Source organism: Acinetobacter pecorum (genome assembly GCF_014837015.1).
GTDB classification, from domain to species: Bacteria; Pseudomonadota; Gammaproteobacteria; order Pseudomonadales; family Moraxellaceae; genus Acinetobacter; species Acinetobacter pecorum.
The window spans coordinates 1-22,862 of sequence record NZ_JACSPT010000025.1 but is presented as its reverse complement, the minus strand read 5'-3'; the positions used below and the strand labels follow the sequence as shown (position 1 = coordinate 22,862).

22 protein-coding genes and 1 other RNA gene are annotated in these 22,862 nt (G+C 42.7%); 16 read left to right on the top strand and 7 right to left on the bottom strand.

The genetic code is table 11. The features are described 5' to 3' along the window. The first annotated feature begins 253 nt into the window (after positions 1 to 253). A complete protein-coding gene (gene mhpT, locus H9629_RS14190; protein WP_191731348.1) occupies positions 254 to 1,459 on the top strand; it encodes a 3-(3-hydroxy-phenyl)propionate transporter MhpT in 1,206 nt (401 codons plus the stop codon). Between the two features lie 135 nt (positions 1,460 to 1,594). Continuing rightward, positions 1,595 to 1,921, top strand: a complete 327-nt coding sequence (locus H9629_RS14185; protein ID WP_064095995.1) for a hypothetical protein — start codon at positions 1,595 to 1,597, stop codon at positions 1,919 to 1,921. Positions 1,922 to 1,969: 48 nt separating this feature from the next. Here H9629_RS14185 and glnG read toward each other — a convergent pair whose 3' ends face one another. Together glnG and glnL are read right to left on the bottom strand one after the other, a co-directional pair. Then, positions 1,970 to 3,451, bottom strand: a complete 1,482-nt coding sequence (gene glnG, locus H9629_RS14180; protein ID WP_064095996.1) for a nitrogen regulation protein NR(I) — start codon at positions 3,449 to 3,451, stop codon at positions 1,970 to 1,972. Beyond that, positions 3,438 to 4,547 carry a nitrogen regulation protein NR(II) gene (gene glnL, locus H9629_RS14175; RefSeq protein WP_191731347.1) on the bottom strand — a complete coding sequence of 370 codons (1,110 nt, stop codon included), beginning with the start codon at positions 4,545 to 4,547 and terminating at the stop codon, positions 3,438 to 3,440. The genes glnG and glnL overlap by 14 nt, the downstream gene beginning before the upstream one ends. A gap of 341 nt (positions 4,548 to 4,888) precedes the next feature. On the opposite strand from glnL, the gene rimO reads away from it, so the two are divergent. The 12 genes from rimO (at position 4,889) to lpxA (ending at position 17,338) form a co-directional block, all read left to right on the top strand. Further along, positions 4,889 to 6,232, top strand: a complete 1,344-nt coding sequence (gene rimO / locus H9629_RS14170) for a 30S ribosomal protein S12 methylthiotransferase RimO (RefSeq protein WP_064095998.1) — start codon at positions 4,889 to 4,891, stop codon at positions 6,230 to 6,232. Between the two features lie 46 nt (positions 6,233 to 6,278). Then, positions 6,279 to 7,007 (top strand): UMP kinase, encoded by a 729-nt coding sequence (gene pyrH, locus H9629_RS14165; RefSeq protein WP_004786170.1) that lies wholly within the window; start codon positions 6,279 to 6,281, stop codon positions 7,005 to 7,007. A gap of 80 nt (positions 7,008 to 7,087) precedes the next feature. Further along, positions 7,088 to 7,642 (top strand): ribosome recycling factor, encoded by a 555-nt coding sequence (gene frr, locus H9629_RS14160; protein ID WP_064095999.1) that lies wholly within the window; start codon positions 7,088 to 7,090, stop codon positions 7,640 to 7,642. 7 nt (positions 7,643 to 7,649) lie between these two features. After that, entirely contained in the window at positions 7,650 to 8,402 is a 753-nt protein-coding gene (gene uppS / locus H9629_RS14155; protein WP_064096000.1) for a polyprenyl diphosphate synthase, read from the top strand. A gap of 3 nt (positions 8,403 to 8,405) precedes the next feature. Next, positions 8,406 to 9,230 (top strand): phosphatidate cytidylyltransferase, encoded by an 825-nt coding sequence (locus H9629_RS14150; protein WP_064096001.1) that lies wholly within the window; start codon positions 8,406 to 8,408, stop codon positions 9,228 to 9,230. Continuing rightward, positions 9,231 to 10,427: a 1-deoxy-D-xylulose-5-phosphate reductoisomerase gene (gene ispC, locus H9629_RS14145; protein ID WP_191731346.1), complete on the top strand. Its 1,197-nt coding sequence runs from the start codon at positions 9,231 to 9,233 to the stop codon at positions 10,425 to 10,427. Positions 10,428 to 10,430: 3 nt separating this feature from the next. Further along, complete coding sequence (gene rseP, locus H9629_RS14140; RefSeq protein WP_064096003.1) at positions 10,431 to 11,786, top strand: RIP metalloprotease RseP; 1,356 nt, start codon at positions 10,431 to 10,433, stop codon at positions 11,784 to 11,786. A gap of 39 nt (positions 11,787 to 11,825) precedes the next feature. After that, entirely contained in the window at positions 11,826 to 14,408 is a 2,583-nt protein-coding gene (gene bamA, locus H9629_RS14135) for an outer membrane protein assembly factor BamA (protein WP_191731345.1), read from the top strand. A gap of 82 nt (positions 14,409 to 14,490) precedes the next feature. Further along, positions 14,491 to 14,988: an OmpH family outer membrane protein gene (locus H9629_RS14130; RefSeq protein ID WP_064096005.1), complete on the top strand. Its 498-nt coding sequence runs from the start codon at positions 14,491 to 14,493 to the stop codon at positions 14,986 to 14,988. Between the two features lie 3 nt (positions 14,989 to 14,991). After that, positions 14,992 to 16,062, top strand: a complete 1,071-nt coding sequence (lpxD, locus tag H9629_RS14125; protein ID WP_064102044.1) for a UDP-3-O-(3-hydroxymyristoyl)glucosamine N-acyltransferase — start codon at positions 14,992 to 14,994, stop codon at positions 16,060 to 16,062. 5 nt (positions 16,063 to 16,067) lie between these two features. Next, positions 16,068 to 16,553, top strand: a complete 486-nt coding sequence (gene fabZ / locus H9629_RS14120) for a 3-hydroxyacyl-ACP dehydratase FabZ (RefSeq protein ID WP_171254947.1) — start codon at positions 16,068 to 16,070, stop codon at positions 16,551 to 16,553. Then, on the top strand, positions 16,550 to 17,338 hold the full coding sequence (gene lpxA, locus H9629_RS14115; protein WP_191731344.1) for an acyl-ACP--UDP-N-acetylglucosamine O-acyltransferase: 789 nt from the start codon (positions 16,550 to 16,552) through the stop codon (positions 17,336 to 17,338). The genes fabZ and lpxA overlap by 4 nt, the downstream gene beginning before the upstream one ends. Positions 17,339 to 17,397: 59 nt before the next feature. Here the strand turns inward: lpxA and H9629_RS14110 are convergent, their stop codons facing one another. Beyond that, positions 17,398 to 18,195, bottom strand: a complete 798-nt coding sequence (locus H9629_RS14110) for a YbgF trimerization domain-containing protein (RefSeq protein ID WP_191731343.1) — start codon at positions 18,193 to 18,195, stop codon at positions 17,398 to 17,400. Positions 18,196 to 18,489: 294 nt separating this feature from the next. Between H9629_RS14110 and ffs the strand changes: the two genes are divergently transcribed. Continuing rightward, an RNA gene (gene ffs / locus H9629_RS14105) (signal recognition particle sRNA small type) lies at positions 18,490 to 18,586 on the top strand. Between the two features lie 210 nt (positions 18,587 to 18,796). Here ffs and H9629_RS14100 read toward each other — a convergent pair. From H9629_RS14100 to H9629_RS14085, 4 genes are all read right to left on the bottom strand, one after another. Then, positions 18,797 to 19,414 carry a regulatory protein RecX gene (locus tag H9629_RS14100; protein ID WP_191731342.1) on the bottom strand — a complete coding sequence of 206 codons (618 nt, stop codon included), beginning with the start codon at positions 19,412 to 19,414 and terminating at the stop codon, positions 18,797 to 18,799. 91 nt (positions 19,415 to 19,505) lie between these two features. Then, positions 19,506 to 20,549, bottom strand: coding sequence for a recombinase RecA (recA, locus tag H9629_RS14095; RefSeq protein ID WP_191731341.1), 1,044 nt, complete (start codon positions 20,547 to 20,549; stop codon positions 19,506 to 19,508). A gap of 145 nt (positions 20,550 to 20,694) precedes the next feature. Beyond that, complete coding sequence (locus H9629_RS14090) at positions 20,695 to 21,135, bottom strand: RNA-binding S4 domain-containing protein (protein WP_144723958.1); 441 nt, start codon at positions 21,133 to 21,135, stop codon at positions 20,695 to 20,697. Then, the gene (locus H9629_RS14085) at positions 21,128 to 21,802 is read right to left on the bottom strand and encodes an HAD-IA family hydrolase (RefSeq protein WP_225215820.1); all 675 of its coding nucleotides are present in this window, start codon (positions 21,800 to 21,802) and stop codon (positions 21,128 to 21,130) included. Before H9629_RS14085 ends, H9629_RS14090 begins: the two co-directional genes overlap by 8 nt. Before the next feature lie 673 nt (positions 21,803 to 22,475). Here H9629_RS14085 and H9629_RS14080 point away from each other — a divergent pair. Further along, positions 22,476 to 22,715 carry a hypothetical protein gene (locus tag H9629_RS14080; RefSeq protein ID WP_191731340.1) on the top strand — a complete coding sequence of 80 codons (240 nt, stop codon included), beginning with the start codon at positions 22,476 to 22,478 and terminating at the stop codon, positions 22,713 to 22,715. Positions 22,716 to 22,862: the final 147 nt, after the last annotated feature.

Below are 22,862 nucleotides of genomic sequence, written 5' to 3'. Positions count from 1 at the left end.
TTTTGACTATCGTGAGATTAGAAATACCTACTATGAAGTCAAGTTATTGAAAAATATATTCAATTGAAATTATTAAGATGTAATAAGTCTGGATACTTAATCTTTTAGGTCTAATTTTGACACTATTTATTGCCGATGAGAGTACTTAAACCCGACTATTGTCGTGCTATTTCTCAATCAGCATTAAGTTGAGAATAGGGTAACGGATCGCCAGGTGATGAAGCGATTTGTAGATTATTGATGGAGATCAATCATGGCACAGCCATACAGCGGAAAAACCCAAAAAATCTTAACCATATTCTTATGTTTTTGGGTCGCATTTTTTGAAGGTTTTGACCTTCAAGCTCCCGGGGTTGCAGCGAAAGGAATTGCAGCAAGCTTTGGTTTAGGTCAGGTTCAAATGGGTTATGTGTTTAGCCTAGGCGTCTTCGGAATGCTGTTCGGCGCATTCTTTGGTGGACGTATCGCCGATTATTTAGGGCAAAAAAAAGTCCTGATGCTCTCTGTGACTATTTTTGGTCTGTTCATGTCGCTGACTGCGATTGCGCCAAGTATCGAAGTTTTATATGCAGCGCGTTTCTTTACCGGGCTGGGTTTAGGTGCCGCAATGCCGACCATGATTTCAGTCGTCGGTGATGAAGCAACGGAAGCCAACCGTGGCAAGTTAAATAGTTTGATGTATTGTGGTTTGCCGGTAGGTGCGATCTTTGTTGCCGGTCTGGCCATGCTGCTTCCGGATATTCAATGGCAAACCTTATTCCTGATTGGGGGATTAACGCCTTTGGTATTGATTCCATTGATGGCGTTTATTCTTAAAGATAAGCCTAAAATGAATGCGGAAGTGCCGGTTTCTGGCGAAGCTGTACCGGGAATGGCTGAAGTTTTGTTCAAGCAGCGACAGTATAGAAATACATTACCTCTTTGGGTTGGTTTCTTTTTTACCCTCATGATCAATTATATTTTGATCAGCTGGTTGCCTAATTTACTTATGGAACAAGGTTTGCAGAAGCAGCAGGCATTTTTGGTAATGTTAATGTTCCAGGTAGGGGCAGTGATTGGTACCTTGAGCTTGGGTTATTTACTGGACCGTTTAAAGCTTTGGCAAATGGCAGTCATTATTTATAGTGGTTTGTTTGTGGCCTTGGTATTACTTTTTACCACTACTTCTATTCCACTTTTGATTTTTGCGGGAATTATGGGGGGTATTTTCTCTACAGGTGGCCAGTCTATTCTCTACGGGATCTCACCGATTTTTTATTCGGACTTGGGTAAGGTGACCGGTGTGGGGAGTGCAATCTCGCTAGGACGTTTAGGGGCGATGACCGGGCCGTTGTTAACCGGAAAGATTCTGGCATTGGGTTTTGGAACTACAGGTATTCTTATGGCAAGTTTACCGGCAGTGGTGGTCTCGGCAGTCGCAGTCACAGCATTATCACGTTATAAGGCTGCACATACCTAATTGAGCCTTGAGAGCTTTCAATATTAAAAAAGGGAGTCTGAAGATTCCCTTTTTATCATCCGGATTTTTTAATTGAGTAAAGACAATCCATAAAATTTGCTAAAATAGACAAATAGCAAACAGATTGACTTTCATATGGCATATCAAATTATTCCGCTTTCGATTCAGGCCACCGATAATATTGCCTGCCCACATTGCCACCAAGACATCATTAACTGGCAGGAAGAGCAATATATCCAACCTTGTGAACATACCTTGTTTATTGCCATGGATATTGGCTTTGAATATATCACTGATGAATTCGAGCAAACCATGCAAAAAACAGTGGATGAATTGCATGCCAATGACGACGTGGTAAATATGTTTGAGGAAATTAGCCTAAGTACATATCCAAACTATTTAATATTAAAATCTGATTTGGGCGCAGCAGGCTATTCACGTTATATTGGTTTAACTGTCTAGCTTTTTACTGGTCGTAATAAAAAAGCACCCGCGGGTGCTTTTTTATTTTCAGGCCTGGCTTTCGATTTCTTCTACTTCGTCATCATCAGCACTGTCCATGCCCAGTTCTTTAAGTTTGCGGGTCAAGGTGTTACGCCCCCAGCCCAGAAGTTCGGCAGCATGACGCTTGCGGCCGCGTGTTTGTTGCAGGGCTGCATTGATCAGGGTGCGCTCAAACATGGGTGTCGCTGCATCCAGTAATTTCATCTCGCCATTTTTCAGCTTCTGGATTGCCCATTGACCTAGTAATTCATCCCAGTGATGCGGTGCAATCTGGTTCAGGTTTGGGATCGGAGCACCAGGATCCTGTTGCTGGATCGGAATCTGTTTCAGTTCAGGTGGCAGGTCTTCAGGATAAACTTCACGACCTGTAATCATGACAGTTAGCCAGCGACAGGTATTTTCCAGCTGACGAACATTACCTTGCCAAGGCAGCTTTTGCATGTATTCCTGAGTTTCAGGACGCAATATCTTAGGATTTACACCGAGTTCTTTACCTGCACGTGCAAGGAAGTGCTGTGCCAGCATTGGAATATCTTCAGAGCGATGTGCCAGTTTTGGGATATGAATCCGGATCACATTCAGTCGGTGATACAAGTCCTCCCGGAAACGGCCATCATGGACCAGCTTTTCCAGATCCTGATGCGTCGCTGCCACGATACGCACATCGACCTTAACCGGAATATGACCACCGACACGGTAGAACTCGCCATCTGCGAGTACACGCAATAAACGTGTTTGGGTTTCAAATGGCATGTCACCAATTTCATCTAAGAACAATGTACCGCCGTTGGCCTGTTCAAAACGGCCTTGACGTTGGGTATTGGCACCGGTAAAAGCACCTTTCTCATGACCGAACAGTTCGGTTTCGATCAGGTCTTTTGGAATGGCTGCCATATTGAGTGCAATAAAAGGTTTTGAACTGCGTGGTGAATGACGATGCAGGGCATGCGCCACCAGCTCTTTACCTGTACCCGACTCACCATTAATCAATACGGTAATGTGCGATTGAGACAAACGGCCAATGGCTCGGAATACTTCCTGCATGGCAGGTGACTCACCAATAATCTCTGTAGATTGAATTGGCGGGGCAGTCTTTGCTGACTCCTGCTGCTGTAGCTTGGTGATATGTAAAATTGCACGATTTACCAGCGCCAGCGCTTCATCAATATCAAAAGGCTTAGGTAAATATTCAAATGCACCGGTTTGATAACTTGATACAGCAGATTCCAGGTCTGAATGTGCTGTCATAATAATGACGGGCAGGTCAGGATAACTGTGTTTAACCTTGCCCAGGAAGGTAAGTCCATCAATACCCGGCATGCGGATATCGGTCAGAATTACATCGGGTGCTTCAATACTCAATTGATCCAGAGCAGATTGTGCTTCTTCAAAACTGGTCACATCCAGACCTTCTTCTTTAAAGGTCTTTTCCAGTACCCAGCGCATGGCGCGATCGTCATCAATCACCCATATTTTATTTCGCGACATGATTTGACTCCCAAGGTAAATATAAGCTAAAGACAGTTTTTCCAGCCACAGACTGACACTCGATCATGCCGTTGTGCTGATGAATAATATTTTGAGCAATACTGAGGCCCAGACCGGTTCCTTTGGCCCGGCTGGTGACCAGTGGATAAAACACCGATTCGATAATGTCTTCCTGAACTCCCGGGCCATTGTCTTCAATATCAATCCGTACCACAGAACGGTGAATCACCCCGTTAATGGTAAAGAGACGCTGAATCCGGGTTCTTAGAATCAGTTCCGGTTGATGTTCGATAAAGAATTCTTTGTTTTCGGTCATGGCCTGTACAGCATTGGCACAAATATTCAAAATGACTTGAATCAGTTGGTCTCGGTCTGCCAGAACTTCAGGTAATGACAGGTCGTAATCCCGGGTAATTTTGATTTTCTTTTTGGTCTGGCTGGCAATCAGGGAGCGTACCCGTTCCAGGGGTTCATGTATATTGACCAGTTCATAGCTTGGAAGCTGGCGTGAGCCGAGCATGGTATCGGCCAGATTTCTAAGTCGATCCACTTCGCTAATGATAATGTCAGTAAATTCTTTATATTGTGGATCATTCAGGCTGCGTGCCAGCAATTGGGTCGCCCCGCGAATGCCACCGAGTGGATTCTTGATTTCATGCGCGACACCGCGAATCAGCTGGCGCGCGACCTGGTGCTGTTGTACCAGATTTTCTTCACGCGAGATTTTTAGCATGCGATCGCGAGGATTGAGTTCGATGAGTAACAGCGGATGATAAGGTTTGCCAAGGTTTAGCTGAGAAACAGTGTAATCGACATGAATGTCTTTAAAGTTGACCAGAATAGTGGCTTCACGACGCGTATAGGGCTGTCCCGTACTTAAGGTATTATTCAGGGCTTCTTCGGTATTAAACTCATCTGTCGGGTTTTGCAAAATATTCAGCACAGATGTGCCACTCGCCCGAAATAAGCTCACATCAAATAGGGCTTCGCAGGCAGAGTTCAGATAATAAATATTTAGATCGCGGTCTATCAATAAGATACATGTGGTCATATTGTCCACTAAAACACGATAGTCGATCGGAATAAGTTGATCCATTCGCGGGTTTGTTCCTGTATTAAAATGGCGCAATGGCATCTTCATAAAGCAATTTAATCAATTTTAAGTTCTGATTTGATGCAAGATGCACGCCAACTTTTATGAATAGAGTTTATTTTTTGCTGGAAAACGCAGAAATGTGGCAGAGCAACATGGTTCATCTTAGATATAACGGATTAATTTGAGGCTGTAAATCTAAAATGATTCATTTTGGTGCGTTGCTGGGTATCTTGAATATTTTATGGCTATATTTTAGTGCGTGATGCAAAGAGTCAGGTTTTCAACTATTTTTATGATGCGAAAAGACATACAATACGCGCATTCTAGTAGAGCGAAAATTCATGAAGTCCCCCAAAGTCGGTTTTGTATCTTTAGGTTGTCCTAAGGCATTGGTAGATTCTGAACGTATTTTAACCCAGTTAAAGACTGAAGGTTATGACGTCGCTTCGGATTATGACGGTGCTGATTTAGTTGTAGTAAATACCTGTGGTTTCATTGAATCCGCAGTGCAAGAATCGCTAGATGCGATTGGTGAGGCGATGAGCGCGAATGGTCGCGTGATCGTAACAGGTTGTCTAGGTAAAGACGAAGACAAGATTCGCCAGATGCATCCGAATGTCCTGAAAGTGACAGGTGCAGCGGCATATAAAGAGGTTATGGATGCGGTTCATCAATACGTGCCTGAGCCGCCAAAACACAATCCATTTATTGATCTGGTTCCAGAGCAAGGCATCCGCCTGACCCCAAAACATTATGCTTATCTGAAAATATCAGAAGGCTGCAACCATCGTTGTACCTTCTGTATTATTCCAAGCATGCGTGGCGATTTAGTTTCACGTCCAGTCGGTTCTGTGCTTGAAGAAGCTGCAGCGCTGAAACGTGCCGGTGTAAAAGAAGTACTCGTTATCTCCCAGGATACTTCTGCTTATGGCCTGGACACGAAATACAAGCTGGATTTCTGGAATGGCCAGCCGGTTAAAACCAAATTCTATGACATGTGTGAAGCACTGGGTCAGTTAGGCATTTGGGTGCGTCTGCATTATGTCTACCCGTATCCACATGTGGATGCGGTGATCGACTTGATGGCACAAGGCAAAATCCTGCCTTATCTGGATATTCCATTCCAGCATGCAAGTCCAAAAATTCTCAAACTGATGAAACGGCCTGCGCACAGTGAAAATACCCTGGAGCGTTTGAAAATCTGGCGTGAGAAATGTCCTGATCTGGTGCTCCGTTCAACATTTGTGGTGGGTTTCCCGGGTGAAACCGAAGAAGACTTCCAGATGTTACTGGACTGGCTGAAAGAAGCCCAGCTGGACCGTGTAGGATGTTTCACCTATTCGCCAGTTGAAGGTGCGACAGCAAATGATTTGCCAGATCACGTTCCTGAAGAAATTAAACAAGAACGCTATGAGCGTTTCATGCAGGTTCAGCAGGAAATCTCGGCAGCCAAACTCCAACAGCGTATCGGTCAGATCATGACTGTGCTGGTAGATGACTTGGAAGATGAATTCCCGGTAGCGGTTGCACGTTCGTATGCAGATGCACCTGAAATTGATGGCAATGTTTTTGTTGAAGATATCGATAAAAGTGTCATTAAGGCAGGGGATTTGCTTGAAGTTGAGATTACTGATGCAGATGAATACGATCTGTATGCAAAACTCATTTCAGTCAAGTCTGCTTAAGATTTTGAATTAAAAAAATTTAAATTGAATACTTTGGAGTTTGATGATGTTGGATTCTAAAAAGCCACGCTTTGGTCGCATCCTGTTAAAGCTTTCTGGTGAAGCGCTGGCAGGCAATAAAGACATGGGAATCGATGCACAAGTGCTCGATCAGATGTCACTTTCTATTGCGCACCTTGTGGGTTTAGGCGTACAAGTAGGTATTGTTGTTGGTGGTGGTAACCTCTATCGCGGTAGTCAACTACAAAAAGATGGCCTGGTGGGTCGTGTAACTGGCGACCAGATGGGTATGCTGGCTACAGTCATGAACGGTTTGGCACTTCGCGACGCTTTGGTGCGCCGTAATATTAAAACCCGTTTAATGTCTGCTTTGCCAATTGGTGCTGTGGTTGAGTCTTACTCAAGCCGTGATGCAATCCGTCACCTGACTCAGGGTGAAGTATGTGTATTTGTTGCAGGGACAGGTAATCCGTTCTTTACTACAGATACTGCTGCCTGTTTACGCGGTATCGAAATCGAATCAGATTTGATCTTGAAAGCAACCAAGGTAGATGGCGTATATAACAAAGATCCAAGCAAGTACGAAGATGCAGTGAAATATGACACTTTGACTTTTGATCAGGTTCTGGACGAAAAGCTGGGTGTGATGGATTTAACAGCGATCTGCTTGTGTCGCGACCATAATGTACCGCTACAAGTATTCGATATGAATAAATCTGGTGCATTGCTTTCTGTTGTTATGGGCGAAAAAGAAGGGACTCACGTTACCAATTAATGACGTGAGCACCAAAGCACTTTATACTACACACTAATTTAGTAATAACCTCTTTTAAAGAATTAAGTAAGGAAGATCATATGATTAACGATCTTAAAAAAGACGCAGAAGAGCGTATGAACAAGTCACTTGACTCGTTGGAACACGGTTTTGCTAAAGTTCGTACCGGACGTGCGCATCCCTCGATTCTAAACGGTGTCATGGTTCCTTACTATGGCTCTGATGTGCCATTGAACCAGGTTGCAAACGTAGGTGTTGAAGATTCACGTACTTTGCTGGTTCAGCCATTTGAACGTTCAATGGTGGCTGCAATTGACAAGGCGATCCGTGAATCTGATCTGGGGCTGAACCCGATTACTGCGGACGCGATCCGTGTGCCAATGGCAGCTCTGACTGAAGAAACCCGTCGTGACATGCAGAAAGTTGCACGAAATGAAGCTGAAAATGCCAAAGTTGCCATCCGTAACATCCGTCGTGATGTATTGGGTGATATCAAAGCATTGTTGAAAGAAAAAGAAATTTCTGAAGATGATGAACGCCGCGCTTCTGACGACATTCAGAAAATTACAGACAAATTTGTTGCTGAAGTAGACAAACGCTTGGCTGCGAAAGAAGCTGAATTGATGAAGGTCTAATTCATCGATGACCGCTGCTGAAGAAAATTCCTGTCTTCCAAAACATGTTGCCATCATTATGGATGGCAACAATCGTTTTGCCAAAAAAAATCAGATGCAAAAAGGTGACGGGCACCGTGAAGGAAAAACGGTTCTGGATCCTATCGTCGAACATTGCAGAAAAAGAAATATCCAGGCTTTAACTGTCTTTGCATTTTCCAGTGAAAACTGGAACCGTCCCCAATATGAAGTAGACCTGCTCATGAAGCTGTTGGAAGACACCATTCATGAACAGTTGCCACGTATGGAAAAATTTAACATTTCCTTGCGATTTATTGGTGATCGGTCGCGTTTATCTCCTGAACTGCGGGCGCTGATGTTGCAAGCAGAACAAAGGACTGCTAATTTCGATAGTATGACGCTCACCATTGCAATCAGCTATGGTGGAATGTGGGACATGGCACAAGCTGCGAAGCAGATTGCTGCGGATGTTTTAACAAATAAATTAGATCTTGAAGCAATTGATACTGATATGTTTGGTCAATATGTCAGTCTGAGTGACTTGCCGCCTGTTGATCTGCTGATTCGTACTGGTGGAGATTTCCGCTTGTCCAATTTCCTGCTCTGGCAGGCAGCATATGCAGAGTTGTATTTTACTGAGACCTTATGGCCAGAATTTACCATAGAAGAGTTTGACGATGCACTTGCTGTGTTTGGTGGTCGCGAACGTCGTTTTGGTAAAACATCAGAGCAGATTCATCAAGAAAGACTTGAGAATTAATAAATGTTTGAGCGGATTATAACCGCATTGGTACTGGTAGCAGTTGTACTTAGTTGCATGTTTGCTACCGAATCACATTATCCAATGTTCGCATTGATGGTTGTGGCTGCCGGGGTGGCAGGTTATGAGTGGTTTAAACTCATGCCTCGAAAATTTAAACATGTCGTCAAACCTGTTGCTTGGGGATATGGAGTGCTCACTGCAGCACTTTCCGCTTTGGCATTGTATTTTGCTGAGGTCGCCTTATTGTTATGGGTAGCTTCTATTGTTACCTGGTTACTCAGTATTTACTGGGTAAAAACCTATCCTGAATATGATGGCTGGTACAATAACAGTCTGCATGGCATCGGGGTGGTGTTAATTTCCGCTGCGGTTACTGCAATTTTCTCGGTCTGGCAAAGTTCACCTTGGTGGCTGATGTACCTGTTTTTACTGGTATGGGGCGCAGACAGCGGTGCGTATTTTGTAGGTCGTAAATTCGGCAAGAAAAAACTGGCGCCAGATGTCAGTCCTAACAAGTCTATAGAAGGACTTTATGGTGGTATTGTTACTTCAATGCTGATCGTGACTGCAGTTGCTTTGCTTTATCTGGATATGACTTGGCCAGAACTGATTTTATTCCTTATTTTGTCAGTGGTTACAGTATTTAGTTCGGTGCTGGGAGACCTGTTTGAATCCATGATCAAACGTCGTGCCGGTATTAAGGATTCAGGTCGAATTTTGCCAGGGCATGGCGGAGTACTGGATCGTATTGATTCTTTGCTTGCTGCAGCTCCAATCTTTGCAGCAGGTATGGCTGTTTTAAAACTTATTGGTGTAGATTTATAAATGTCACAAGCAGTTTGTATACTGGGTGCTACAGGTTCCATTGGTCAAAGTACTTTAAAAATCTTGCAGCGACACCCTGAAGCATACTCGGTTTTTGCTGTGACCGCGCAAAGTCGTATTAATGAGCTGGTCGAAATTTGCCGTCAATACCATCCTAAAGTGGTGGTGGTGCCAGCTGATAAAGTAGATGAACTCTCAAAACGACTCCAGCAACACCATTTATCCGATATTGAAATTCTGCATGATGAAGCCGGTTTAATTGCAGTGGCTGAACATACTGATGTCGATATTGTGATGGCAGCAATTGTTGGTGCAGCAGGCTTGTTGCCAACCTTGGCTGCGGTGAAAGCGGGTAAGCGTGTACTGCTGGCCAATAAAGAAGCCTTGGTCATGTCAGGTGACATCATGATGCAGGCAGTGCGCAATCATGGTGCCTTATTGCTTCCTGTTGATTCTGAACACAATGCAATTTTTCAGTGTCTGCCCCAGCATTATTTTGAAGCAGAGCGTCACGGTAAACCAAAACTGGGTGTATCCCAGATTTTGCTGACCGCATCAGGTGGTCCATTTCTAAACCACAGCATGCAGCAACTTGAGGTAGTTACACCTGCCCAAGCCTGCAAGCATCCCAACTGGTCTATGGGTCAAAAAATTTCAGTCGATTCTGCTACCTTGATGAATAAAGGTTTGGAATTGATCGAAGCCTGCCATTTGTTTGCAGTTCAAGAACAATTTGTTACAGTTGTTGTGCATCCACAGAGTATTATTCACTCAATGGTTCAATATGTAGATGGTTCGACTTTGGCACAAATGGGTAATCCGGATATGGGCACGCCTATTGCACATGCTTTGGCATGGCCTGAGCGTATCAGTACGCATGTGGCACCGCTGGATCTGTTTATGCATTCACAACTCAATTTTCAAGAACCGGATGTAGTCCGTTTCCCTGCATTAAAACTGGCACGTCAGGCCATGCAGAGTGGCGGAATTGCACCCACGATTTTAAATGCGGCCAATGAAATTGCAGTTGCTGCATTTTTAAATCAACAGATCAGATTTACTCAAATTCCTCAAGTGGTTGAGCATGTTCTGAATCAGATGGACAATCAGCCCGCACATGATCTGGAGGCTATCTTGCAAGCAGATCAAATAGCACGAGGTTTATCACAGCAGTATGTTGTGAATAAAGGAAGTTAAAACATGAGCGCCTTGTTTATTATTGCAGCCGCAATCCTGTTACTCGGTCCCTTAATTGCGATTCATGAGTTTGGTCACTATATTGTAGCGCGTAAACTGGGCGTTAAAGTTCTGGTCTATTCCATTGGTTTTGGACCGACCTTATTAAAATGGACCTCGAAAAAATCCGGAATTCAGTATCAATTGTCTGCCTTGCCTTTGGGCGGGTACGTCAAAATGCTGGATGAGCGAGAAGGCAATGTCGCTGAAGAGGATTTACCGAAAGCCTTCAATCGGCAGCATCCGTGGAAGCGGATCGCCATTGTGGCCGCGGGTCCGTTGATCAACCTGATTTTTGCAGTCCTTCTGTTTTGGGTGCTGTTTTTACCGGCACAAGAACAACTCAATACGCGGGTAGGTAAAGTTCTACCAAATACTCCTGCTGCGACCGTACAGATGCAGCCAGGTGACAAGATTGTAGCTGTGGATGGCACTCAGGTAGAAACCTGGGAAAAACTCAATTATGCCTTGGTAGATCGTGTTGGTGAAACTGGCGTGGTTTCTATACAGGTGGATCGTGCGGGTGAGAACAAACAGTTCCAGTTGCCGATTCAGGAATTCCTCAAAGATCAAAGCCAGTCACCACTCGATAGTCTGGGCTTCTTGCCATATCGCCCACAGATTCCAGCAGTCATCTCCAAACTCAGCGATGATGGAGCGGCCATCCGTCAAGGCTTGAAAGAGGGTGATAAGATTCTGGCAATTGATGGTGTGCAGATGAAAGACTGGTTTGATGTCGTACAGGTAGTGCAGGCATCTCCAGAAAAGTTGCTTAAAATTGATGTACTACGTGGAAATCAGGTGGTTCAGCTTGAGGTCATGCCGCAAGGCAAACGTGACAATATGGGGAATGTGACCGGTATGCTGGGCGTGCAAAGTGACCCGGGTAAAATTAACATTCCTGCAGAATATAAGCAGACCATCCATTATACGCCAGGTGAAGCGCTGGTCATGGCATTTGATAAAACAGCACATTTATCTTCAATGATTCTGAACTCGATTGTCAAAATGGTGCGTGGCCTGATTGGTCTGGATAATTTATCAGGACCAATTACCATTGCCAAAGTGGCCGGGCAGAGCGCAGAAATGGGTTGGGAAACTTTTATTTCCTTTATGGCCTTAATGAGTGTAAGTTTAGGAATATTAAACCTATTGCCTATTCCAATGCTTGATGGTGGACATCTGGTTTACTATTTTGTTGAATTAATTCGTGGTAAACCTGTTTCCGAACAAATACAATTGGTTGGACTAAAAATTGGTATGGTACTGCTCGGCAGTATGATGCTTCTAGCATTATTTAATGATTTTATGCGTTTATAACAACGTAGATGGAATAAATTAACAGCGGAAAAGACTGGCATGCAGCACACACATTTATTTATGCCTCTGGCACTCGTTAGTGCAATGGCAGTAGCACAACAAGTATATGCAGCAGATGAATTCATTGTACAAGATATAAAATTTGATGGATTAGTACGTTTAACTCCTGACAATGTGTATGGCCTAGTGCCGATTAACAGTGGTGATCGGGTCAATGATCCTATCATCTCTAATGCAATTCGTAGCTTGTATGCATCAGGCCTGTTTGATGACATTAAAGCTGTTCAGCAAGGCAATACTTTGGTTTTCCAGGTGGTTGAACGCCCAGTCATTTCAAAAATTGAATTGAAAGGCAATAAACTGATTCCTAAGGAAGCACTTGAAGATGGCCTGAAGAAAATGGGTCTGGCTGAAGGTGAGGTGCTGAAGAAGTCAGCATTACAAACCATTGAAACTGAACTTGAACAGCAGTACATGCAGCAAGGTCGTTATGATGCGGATATTACAGTTAAGACAACTCCTCGACCAAATAACCGGGTTGAATTGCTGATCGATTTTGTTGAAGGCAAAGCAGCCAAAGTTTTCGATATCAATATTATTGGTAATACTGTATTTAAAGAATCCGATATCAAGCAGGCTTTCGCAGTAAAAGAAAGTGGCTGGAGTTCTGTCATTTCCCGAAATGACCGTTATGCACGTGAAAAAATGGCGGCAAGCCTGGAAGCTTTGCGTGCCATGTATCTGAATCGCGGTTATATCAACTTTAATATTACCAATTCTAGTCTTAACTTGAGTGAAGATAAAAAGAATGTCTTTATCGAAGTTTCTGTGGATGAAGGTGAGCAGTTTAAATTTGGTCAAACCAAATATTTAGGCGATGCGCTTTATAAGACTGAAGAATTGCAAGCCTTGCAAATCTTCAAAGAAGGCGAAATTTATTCTCAGGAAAAGGTCAACGCGGTTAAGCAGTTATTGTTACGCAAGTATGGTAATGCGGGTTATTACTATGCCGAAGTCAACGTTGTTCCTCAAATTAACAATGACACCAAAATGGTTGATCTGAATTACTATATTAATCCGGGTCAGCAGGTTACGGTACGACGTATTAATTTTACCGGTAACAATAAAACAGCCGATGAAGTATTACGCCGTGAAATGCGCCAGATGGAAGGTGCATTAGCAAGTAATGAGAAGATTGACCTTTCTAAAGTGCGTCTGGAGCGTACCGGCTTCTTTAAAACCGTAGATATTAAGCCGGCACGTATTCCTGGTTCGCCGGATCAGGTAGATCTGAATGTTGCCGTTGAAGAGCAGCATTCAGGAACCAGTACCTTGGCGGTTGGTTTCTCGCAAAGTGGTGGTGTTACATTCCAGGCCGGTCTAAGCCAGACCAATTTCTTGGGCACCGGTAATAGTGTATCGATCGATTTATCACGTTCTGAAACGCAAGATTACTATAACCTGAGTGTGATGGACCCGTACTTTACGATTGATGGGGTGCGTCGCGGTTATAATCTTTATTATCGTAAAACCAAGCTGGATGATGACTATAACGTCAACAACTATGTAACAGACAGTTTTGGTGGTGGGATCAACTTTGGTTATCCAATTGATGAGAACCAGAGTGTCAGCATGGGGCTGAATATTGACCAGACCGAAGTAACAACTGGTCCGTATGTATCTACTTATGTACGTGACTATTTGTTGTCGAAAGGTGGCAAGGCCACTAATCGCCGGACTGATGTGTGTACAGCCTATTTGTATTCTCAGGCAGATTTAGATGTGTTGGATGAAAAGCCGAGACCAACAAATCCACCTGAAGGTTATGACGTCAAAGACAAGTGTCTGTATACCGATCGTCAGACAGCGAACTTGGTTGATTTTGATGACCAGTTCAAAGGTGACTTCTTAACCTACAATTTGAATTTGGGATGGTCTTATAATACCTTAAACCGCCCGATGTTCCCGACAAGTGGTATGTCTCATCGAATCAATGGTGAAGTCGCATTGCCGGGCAGTGATGTGGAATACCAAAAACTGACTTATGATGCACAGGCATTCTTCCCGCTAGGTAAAGATTTTATCCTGCGAGGTTATGGCAAGTTGGGTTATGGTAATGATCTGCCATTCTATAAGAATTTCTTTGCAGGTGGTTTTGGCTCAGTTCGTGGTTATGAGAACAGTACACTGGGACCTAGATATCCAGGCGTAACTTTTAATGAAACCAATCAAAGAGATTGGGATCCTGAAGAAGTCGGTGGTAATGCTTTAGTGCAGTTTGGTACTGAACTTGTGCTTCCTATTCCGTTCAAGGGAGATTGGGCACGTCAGGTTCGTCCGGTTCTGTTTGCTGAAGGTGCTCAGGTCTTCGATACGCAGTGTAGTGTACCAAGTGGTAAGCTGTACTTGACCGGTGATAAAAATGATCCAGGTATTGATGCTAAACAATACTGTAAAGATAACTTCGGTTTTGATGTGGATAATATGCGTTATAGCGTAGGTGCTGGCTTTACCTGGATTACCATGATTGGGCCATTATCATTGAGCTATGCTTATCCATTGAATAAAAAAGACGGCGATGAAACCAAAAATATCCAGTTTGAAATTGGACGTACTTTCTAAGAGTCTCAGGAAATCCTGAAGGTAGATTTTGCTCATGAGGTTTAAAAACTTTGTGAGCAAATTTTTTTGAATGAGTAAGAATATGAAAAAAATGATTATGGCGATGAGCCTGGCTTTAGCGAATATTGCTCCTATAACTCAAGCGGCCAGTATTGGGGTAATTGATCTGGAACGAGTGGTTGAGGGGAGTACATACTTGAAACAACAAAATTCGATATTCCAGCAAAAAATTCAGCCGCAAACGACCAAGATTGAGCAGCTCAGTAAAGAACTAGAAGCTTTACAGCAACGTGCTCAGTCAAATACCAAATTGACTGATGCAGAAAAACAGCAAATGTCTGCCCAGTATCAAACCAAGTTTCAGGAATTAAACCAGCTCCAGCAATCTGTGCAGAGTAGTGTTCAGGGTTCAATTAAACAGATTCGTACCATATTTGATGCACGTGTCAAGTTGGTTGCTGAGCAACTGCGCAAAGAAAATAACCTGGATGGGATTTTAAATAAAAATTCAGCACTTGCTTATGACGCTAAATATGATTTAACTGATAAAATGATTCAAAAGGTTAATGCAATTAAGTAATCAATGAATCATCAAAAACTTCAGTTAGCTGATCTTGCTCGCCTTGTACAAGGCGAGTACGCAGGTCAGGCAGATTTGTGTTTGAGAGGTCTGGCAAGTCTTGAAAAGGCAACTTCTCAAGACCTGGCATTTGTTAATGCAGATAAATATCTGGAACAGGCTGCTCAGAGTCAGGCGGGCGCTTTGATTGTAACTGCTGAATTAAAAGAGCAGCTAAGGTCCAAGCACAACTTTATTATAGTGGCCAATCCTTACCTGGCTTTTGCTATTCTGACTCACGTTTTTGAGAAAAAGCATACGAATCGGGGCATTGAGAGTACTGCGCAAATTCATCCATCTGCCATCATTGCTGACAGTGCCTATATTGGACATTATGTAGTAATTGGCGAGAACTGCGTAGTGGGTGAAAACACGATTATTCAGTCGCATGTTCAAATAGATAATCAGGTTGAAATTGGTAATGACTGTTTTATCGATGCACATGTCACATTGACCGGTGAAACCAAAATCGGAAATCGTGTTCGCATTCATGCCAATAGCGTGATTGGCAGTGAAGGTTTTGGTTTTGCGCCTTATCAAGGTAAATGGCATCGTATTGCCCAGTTGGGTTCGGTGCGCATTGCTGATGATGTCCGGATTGGTTCAAACTGTAGTATCGATCGTGGTGCCTTGGATGACACGATTTTGGAACAAGGTGTCATTATTGATAATCTTGTGCAAATCGCCCATAACGTCAAGATTGGTGCTAATACCGCTATTGCGGCTAAATGCGGTATTGCAGGTAGTACCACAATTGGCAAAAACTGTATTCTGGCAGGTGCTTGTGGTGTATCAGGACATCTAGATATAGTCGATAATGTGACATTAACTGGAATGTCAATGGTGACAAATAACATTACTGAAGCGGGAACATATTCTTCAGGTATGGGATTGCTGCCAAATCAGCAATGGAAACGCACGGTGGTTCGTTTAAGACAATTAGCAGATGTGCCATTGACCCAATTGGTAAAACGATTAGATCATATGCAATCTCAAATTGAGTCCATTGAATCAACATTTAAGTTGCGTAAATAATTATGATGATAGAGTCGAATTTGCCTACATTCACGAAGCCTGAATTGCCAATGAATATTCAAAAGATTCGTGAATATTTGCCCCATCGTTATCCATTTTTACTGGTTGATCGCGTTGTTGAGATTACCGAAAATGGCATTGTTGGTTATAAGAATGTCTCAATTAATGAAGAGTTTCTGCAAGGCCATTTCCCGAATTATCCCATCATGCCGGGTGTGCTGATTGTAGAGGCATTGGCTCAAATTTCTGGAATCTTGGGCTTTGTGATGAATAATGAAGTTCCAAGCGAGGGTTCATTGTTCCTGTTTGCGGGTGCTGAGAGGGTTAGATTTAAAAAACAGGTGGTTGCAGGTGACCAATTGGTTTTAAAATCTGAATTAGTGATGCATAAACGCGGCATTTACAAATATAATTGTACTGCCACAGTAGATGGCGTCGTCGCAACAACCGCGGAAATTATGGTTTCGCATCAGAAAGTCGAGCAGGCATGAGCAATAATCCCCTGATTCATCCAACTGCCATTATTGATTCATCAGCAGTCATTGCTGCCGGTGTAGAAATTGGTCCTTATTGTATTGTTGGGCCAAATGTCACTATTGGGGCGGGTAGCAAACTTCATTCACATGTCGTGGTGGGAGGCTATACGCGTATAGGTGAATATAACGAAATTTTCCAGTTTGCCAGTGTGGGCGAAGTTTGTCAGGATCTAAAATACGCAGGTGAAGAAACCTGGCTGGAAATTGGTGATCATAACAAGATTCGCGAGCATTGCAGTCTGCATCGTGGTACGGTCCAGGATCAAGGTATAACCAAGATTGGCAGTCATAATCTGCTCATGGTGAATACGCATATTGCTCATGACTGTATGGTCGGTGATTATAATATTTTCGCCAACAATGTCGGTGTGGCTGGTCATGTGCATATAGGTGATTACGTCGTCATTGGCGGTAACTCTGGAATTCATCAGTTCTGCAAGATTGACTCTTATAGCATGATTGGGGGTGCATCATTAATTCTAAAAGATGTCCCGGCTTATGTCATGGTTTCAGGCAATCCGGCGCATGCATTTGCCATGAATGTCGAAGGTATGCGTCGTAAAGGCTGGTCGAAAGATACCATTAACGGTTTGCGTGAATCCTTTAAGCTGATTTATAAATCGGGGTTAACCACTCAGGAAGCGGTTAAGAAAATCCGTAGCGAAATTCTTCCAGAAGTTCCTGAAGCACAACGTCTGATTGATTCACTTGAGCAGTCTAAGCGTGGCATCGTGCGCTAAATGACAGAATTAAAAAAGACACCTTCATGGTGTCTTTTTTTGCTTTACAACTTTCTATTTTACTTAAGAAATTTTATTTCTTCAGCTTTCGGATAATTCTTCAATAGCTTTGTTTTATATTGCGATGCAAGCGTAGCATTCTTTTCGACATCTTTGCTGATGTTATAAAGCTGATACAGGGCAGTGGAGGCTTTCGCAGAATTTGGATAGCGGTCAACGACAATCAGATAATTACGTTTCGCTTCAGCAAATTTTGGCGGGTCGATCGCCAGATTGAATTCCGCTAACCAGAAATAAGCATTGCTGATATAAACGCTATTCGGGTTATTCTTGATAAAGTTCTGCATGGGTGCAATGGCTTTGGCTGCACCGCCATTTTTATAAGCATCTAAAGCCACGGTATAAGCTGCTTTTTCCAGCTCAGCAGGTTGCTGTCCACTGCTTGCTGTATTGACCTTATTTGCGCTTAGACTGGGTGCAGTATCCTGTGGGTTTTCCTCCGTTGGATTGTCTTCAGTAGGCTCAATTTTTTGCTGTAACAGTTCTAGGCGCTGATCGAGATCGGCATAACGATTGTTCAGTTCATTTTTAAGCTGCGCAATCTCGTTTTCCTGTTCCTCTATTTTACCGCGCAAAATCCGCAGATCATTCTCGAGCTGCTGGTTCTTTTGCATGATTTGCCAGCTGGTATTTGTTTGAACGGCTGGAGCTGCGCCAGCAGGGATTGCGGCTGGGGTATTGACTGCAGTCTGGTTGTTGGTTTGACTCAGGCCACGCGATTCAATAGGAATATTGGCAAATAGAGGCATGGTAAAGAGTGCTGTCACTGCACACAATACGGTCTTTTTAAGCATCATAAAATTTCCATAATTCTTTGTGAGATGCGGATCCGCTACTCATCTTTTCAAGGTAGATCATTGATATACGTTGCACACATTAAAAACGGCATTTTTAGAAAATGCAACAAGGTTTTACAAAGATCATGTGAATCTGAGTATTGATGGATTGATTGTGAAGATTGCTCCCAAAGCTGCAGAAATATCGATATTGTTTTTAAAATAATCAAACGGATAGCTGAAAGGGGTATTTTAAGAAACAAGGCTTGCAACTTGATTAAAAATCTCTATACTCTGTTTTTGTAATGGTAGCCCTGCTGGTTACTTCGCAATTGTACTCTATGAACCCCGCCAGGACCGGAAGGTAGCAACGGTAGTAGAACTATGATGTGCCGGAGCTTTGCTGGTAGGGTTGCCACCATATTCTTATTATAATAACAATGCGAATTCGCAGTTTTATATTTTTAAATATCATTCCTTTTTCAATATCCTCACACAGCATTATCTTATTAGTTTAATGATTAAATCATCATTAGCTTATGTTGTATTTTACTTTTTTCAAACTATATGGGATTAAATGTCCAAGACACTTATTCATTCAGGCCGTCAGATAAAATAATAATCAATCATCTGCTTTACGGTTAATTGCCTTGATAATTGCATCCATTTCAAAACCACGATACATCAAAAAACGGATCTGTTTGGCTTTGAGCTTAGGATCTTTAGTGACTTCTATTCCATATTTTTTGACTTTTAGCTCGTAGGCTTGCTGTACCCAGTCGGTTTCTTTGAGTTCTTCCGAAATAAGCGCGGCATCAATCTTTTTACTCTTGAGTTTCAGTTTAATTTGATTGGGGCCTTTGCCTTTACGCTTTTGACTCGACAACATGGTTTCCGCTACGCGCTGATCACTTTGATAGTTCTCACGGGACAGCTCTTCAACCAGGTGAATAACTTCATCACGATGCTCTGCATAGAGGGCGAGTTTCTCTATCAGTTCAGCTTTGGAATATTCCTTGCGCGTCAGTACCGCAAAGGCATAAGAACGTAAACGTGAGCCAGTCAGTCCTGGTTTTTTCTCATCTTTGGCTGATGATGAAGAAAACAGGCGTTCCTCGGGATCGAATTCAGGAGTGTCTTGCCGCGTTGTTTTTGCAGGTTGAGTATGATCTTCAGCATCGCCGAACTGCTGTTTTAAAGTTTCATAATCGAGCAGTTTGCTAAATTTCGCGTCTGACATGATTCTCTCGGATTTTGCATTCCATATATAATAACAAAACGCCCCGTAGGGCGCTGTGTCTTGACGTTTATAGATGATGCATCTAATAAGATCACGCATCTAAAAAGTCGGGCTCTTCCTTGCTATTGTCTTCTTCAACAACCACTGTTTTAGTCAGAAGCTGGTCGCGAATCAGTTTTTCAATCGTCTGAGCCATTTCTTTATGCTCTTCCAGATAACGGATGGTGTTGTTCTTACCTTGGCCAATTTTTTCGCCTTGATATGAATACCACGCACCGGCTTTCTGCACGATTTCTTGCTGTACAGCAAGGTCGATCAATTCACCTAGATGGTTAACACCTTTGCCATAAAGAATCTGGAATAAAGCTTCTTTAAACGGAGGCGCCATTTTGTTTTTCACGACTTTGACTTTGGTTTCAGAACCAACAATCTCGTCACCTTCTTTCACTTGTCCAATACGACGAATATCCAGACGTACAGATGCATAGAACTTCAGTGCGTTACCACCAGTTGTGGTTTCAGGGCTACCAAACATAACACCAATCTTCATACGAATCTGGTTAATGAAGATCACCATACAGTTTGAGCGTTTGGCATTACCGGTAATTTTACGCAGTGCCTGGCTCATCAAGCGGGCTTGCAGACCCATATGCGAGTCACCCATTTCGCCTTCAATTTCAGCGCGCGGAGTTAAGGCAGCCACGGAATCGACAACGATCATGTCGATCGCGCCAGAACGTACCAGCATGTCTGCGATTTCAAGTGCCTGTTCACCGTGATCGGGTTGCGATACCAGCAGGTTGTCGATATCTACACCAAGCTTACGTGCATATTGAGGATCTAGTGCGTGTTCCGCATCAATGAATGCACATGTACCGCCTGCTTTCTGACACTCTGCAATTGCTTGCAATGTCATTGTGGTTTTACCTGAAGATTCAGGACCATAGATCTCGATGATACGACCTTTAGGTAAACCACCAATACCGAGCGCGATATCCAGCGTTAAAGAACCTGTAGACACAGCTTCAACTGCCTGAACGGTATTGTCACCAAGACGCATAACTGTATTTTTACCAAACTGTTTTTCAATCTGGCTTAAGGCAGCATTGAGCGCCTTGTTTTTATTCTCATCCATCTTACAACCTCAATACGATGTCACTAAGTTAGTACTCAAGTGGATGTCTTAAATTAGAGCTTTGTTCCACAGGTGTATAGTGACAGAATTTTCCCTAGTGTTCTATAAAAGTCAGCGCATGTACGACATATTCTGACGCTTAAATTTAATCGTCATTATAGGACCATGACTCATCAAAATTCTGACTATTTTCATTTTTAAATTTACTGATGTCACGACGATCTTTCTTGCTTGGACGATGGTCGGGACGAGCTAGATTATGCAACTTTCTTTGTGATGTAATCAATTCCCGACGTGCAATACTGACTTCGGTTTCTTCATACAGTTTTTGTGCCACCGGTGCAGGGCCACGAACATCAGAAAGTTCCTTAACCAGCACGGTTTTTTTGTCGATACCTTGCTGAATCGTCAGTTCCATGCCGACACGGACTTCGCGTGATACCTTGACACGTTCACCATTGTGATGAACTTTACCGCCTTCAATCGCATGTTTGGCAATCGAACGGGTCTTGAAAAACCTTGCTGCCCATAGCCATTTGTCTATACGCATGCCTACCGCATCTTCGGGTAAAGACGATTTACGCATATTTTATTTCTACCTCAGCCTGATTTAAATGAGTAATTAAATCTGTTAATTGGTCCAGCATCGGGTAATTGCAAGTCTCGCGTGCGACTTTGGCTGAAGAGGGTTGCTGGATGCTCAACAGATTTTGAATGCCATAGGTTTTGGCGCCATTCAGGACTTTTTCAGTATCATCAATAAAATAAGCATGTGTGGGATCAAATGGATGCAGTGCATTCAGGCCTTGCCAGAATTCGACAAATTCTTTGGCATGCCCAATCGTTTCTGAGCTGACAATCACATCAAAATAATCTCTTAAATTCAAGTGATCCAGTTTGAAAGCTAGACCGGCACAGTCAGCGTTGGTGGCCAGCCAGATGGGATAGCCGTTATTTTTGAGATAATCCAGTAATTCAAGACAGTGAGGGCGTAAAGCGACTTTATCTTTATGTTCAATTTGCATGGCCAAAACATCAATTCCGACTTTCGCCGTCCAGAAGCGCGAGGAGTACCAGTTTAAAGTGTGATTATGTTGCTGATAAAATGCAAAGAGTATCGCTTGGCTTTGTTCCAGGCTACAGCCATGAGTTGCTGCATAACGTACAGGCAATAACTCGTTCCAGATAAAATCATCGTAGGCAAGGTCAAGTAAAGTACCATCCATATCGAAAATGATAGTCGGTCTTTGCATTCAGGATTCTCCAAAGTTTTTCAAAGTTCAACAAAGCATGTAGAAAAGCTTTAGATTCAATGAAATTAGCTGTCTTTCGCGTTCTTTAACGGTGATCAAATAATTTCAAAGTTCAACAAAATCATTTACCTTTCAAGAAAAAATTATGTACATCGGGGTATACATAATTTTGCTCTGCTTGAATATATGCAAAGTATAGAGCATTTGGGCAGGAAAATTTATATGGGTTGAAGTGATGGTGGGCTTAAATTCAATAAAGCACAACTACATGAAAAGGTGGGGGGATAGATCGGGAAGGTCTGTCGATTCGACTAATACCTAACCTTAAGATTGTGTGGCAATACCGCTATTGTGTTGAAAGGAGGGGGATGAATATCTGAAACAGCTCACAGTTAAAGACATTTGCGATCTTTAGTTGGATACGAATGCCTTTCATAAAGTTTTTTATAAGTAGAATTATCGGGCCTTTGAGTTGCTGGTTTATCTGCAATAAGTAGACGCGAGCAATGAGGTTGAAACGCATCAGGTGCAAAAAAAATGTACTTTGGCAGCACAGAACCCAACTGGTCGCGCTTTACAAATTGGATAATAATCAATAAAGGTCATTCAATTGTTTTGCTCTATTTTCTTCGCTTAAATAAGAAACACATTAATTAAATTGTAAGGAATAAAAATGGATGCTGATTTTCAAAGTGTCGTTAATCTAGGAGTGCCATCAGGTCCTCAACCCACACATTTAATTGCTTACATGCAGAACGGTGAAATTAAGACAGTCGAACTCAAAAATGCTTCTGTCGGACTGGCAGAACATGGTGGAACTGATCTAGAGCAGATTACTAAAGAAGTCATGAGTTATCTTGATTTAAAAGAGGATATTAAGATTATCGCTATTACTGATTTAGGAATGCATTAATTTTCTTAGCCAAGAAATTATATTTTTACTAAAGCTCGGATGGTGGTACTTATCCGGGCATTTTTATCTTCTTAGATTAGCATTTGAAGTGCAACACCATATTGTTGCCATAATACCTGACTCGGACTTTTAAAGCCGAGTCTTTTT

Coding starts and splice junctions, on each gene's coding strand:
- mhpT (WP_191731348.1), top strand. CDS start 254: ATGGCACAGCCATACAGCGGAAAAACCCAAAAAATCTTAACCATATTC.
- H9629_RS14185 (WP_064095995.1), top strand. CDS start 1,595: ATGGCATATCAAATTATTCCGCTTTCGATTCAGGCCACCGATAATATT.
- glnG (WP_064095996.1), bottom strand. CDS start 3,451: ATGTCGCGAAATAAAATATGGGTGATTGATGACGATCGCGCCATGCGC.
- glnL (WP_191731347.1), bottom strand. CDS start 4,547: ATGGATCAACTTATTCCGATCGACTATCGTGTTTTAGTGGACAATATG.
- rimO (WP_064095998.1), top strand. CDS start 4,889: ATGAAGTCCCCCAAAGTCGGTTTTGTATCTTTAGGTTGTCCTAAGGCA.
- pyrH (WP_004786170.1), top strand. CDS start 6,279: ATGTTGGATTCTAAAAAGCCACGCTTTGGTCGCATCCTGTTAAAGCTT.
- frr (WP_064095999.1), top strand. CDS start 7,088: ATGATTAACGATCTTAAAAAAGACGCAGAAGAGCGTATGAACAAGTCA.
- uppS (WP_064096000.1), top strand. CDS start 7,650: ATGACCGCTGCTGAAGAAAATTCCTGTCTTCCAAAACATGTTGCCATC.
- H9629_RS14150 (WP_064096001.1), top strand. CDS start 8,406: ATGTTTGAGCGGATTATAACCGCATTGGTACTGGTAGCAGTTGTACTT.
- ispC (WP_191731346.1), top strand. CDS start 9,231: ATGTCACAAGCAGTTTGTATACTGGGTGCTACAGGTTCCATTGGTCAA.
- rseP (WP_064096003.1), top strand. CDS start 10,431: ATGAGCGCCTTGTTTATTATTGCAGCCGCAATCCTGTTACTCGGTCCC.
- bamA (WP_191731345.1), top strand. CDS start 11,826: ATGCAGCACACACATTTATTTATGCCTCTGGCACTCGTTAGTGCAATG.
- H9629_RS14130 (WP_064096005.1), top strand. CDS start 14,491: ATGAAAAAAATGATTATGGCGATGAGCCTGGCTTTAGCGAATATTGCT.
- lpxD (WP_064102044.1), top strand. CDS start 14,992: ATGAATCATCAAAAACTTCAGTTAGCTGATCTTGCTCGCCTTGTACAA.
- fabZ (WP_171254947.1), top strand. CDS start 16,068: ATGATAGAGTCGAATTTGCCTACATTCACGAAGCCTGAATTGCCAATG.
- lpxA (WP_191731344.1), top strand. CDS start 16,550: ATGAGCAATAATCCCCTGATTCATCCAACTGCCATTATTGATTCATCA.
- H9629_RS14110 (WP_191731343.1), bottom strand. CDS start 18,195: ATGATGCTTAAAAAGACCGTATTGTGTGCAGTGACAGCACTCTTTACC.
- H9629_RS14100 (WP_191731342.1), bottom strand. CDS start 19,414: ATGTCAGACGCGAAATTTAGCAAACTGCTCGATTATGAAACTTTAAAA.
- recA (WP_191731341.1), bottom strand. CDS start 20,549: ATGGATGAGAATAAAAACAAGGCGCTCAATGCTGCCTTAAGCCAGATT.
- H9629_RS14090 (WP_144723958.1), bottom strand. CDS start 21,135: ATGCGTAAATCGTCTTTACCCGAAGATGCGGTAGGCATGCGTATAGAC.
- H9629_RS14085 (WP_225215820.1), bottom strand. CDS start 21,802: ATGCAAAGACCGACTATCATTTTCGATATGGATGGTACTTTACTTGAC.
- H9629_RS14080 (WP_191731340.1), top strand. CDS start 22,476: ATGGATGCTGATTTTCAAAGTGTCGTTAATCTAGGAGTGCCATCAGGT.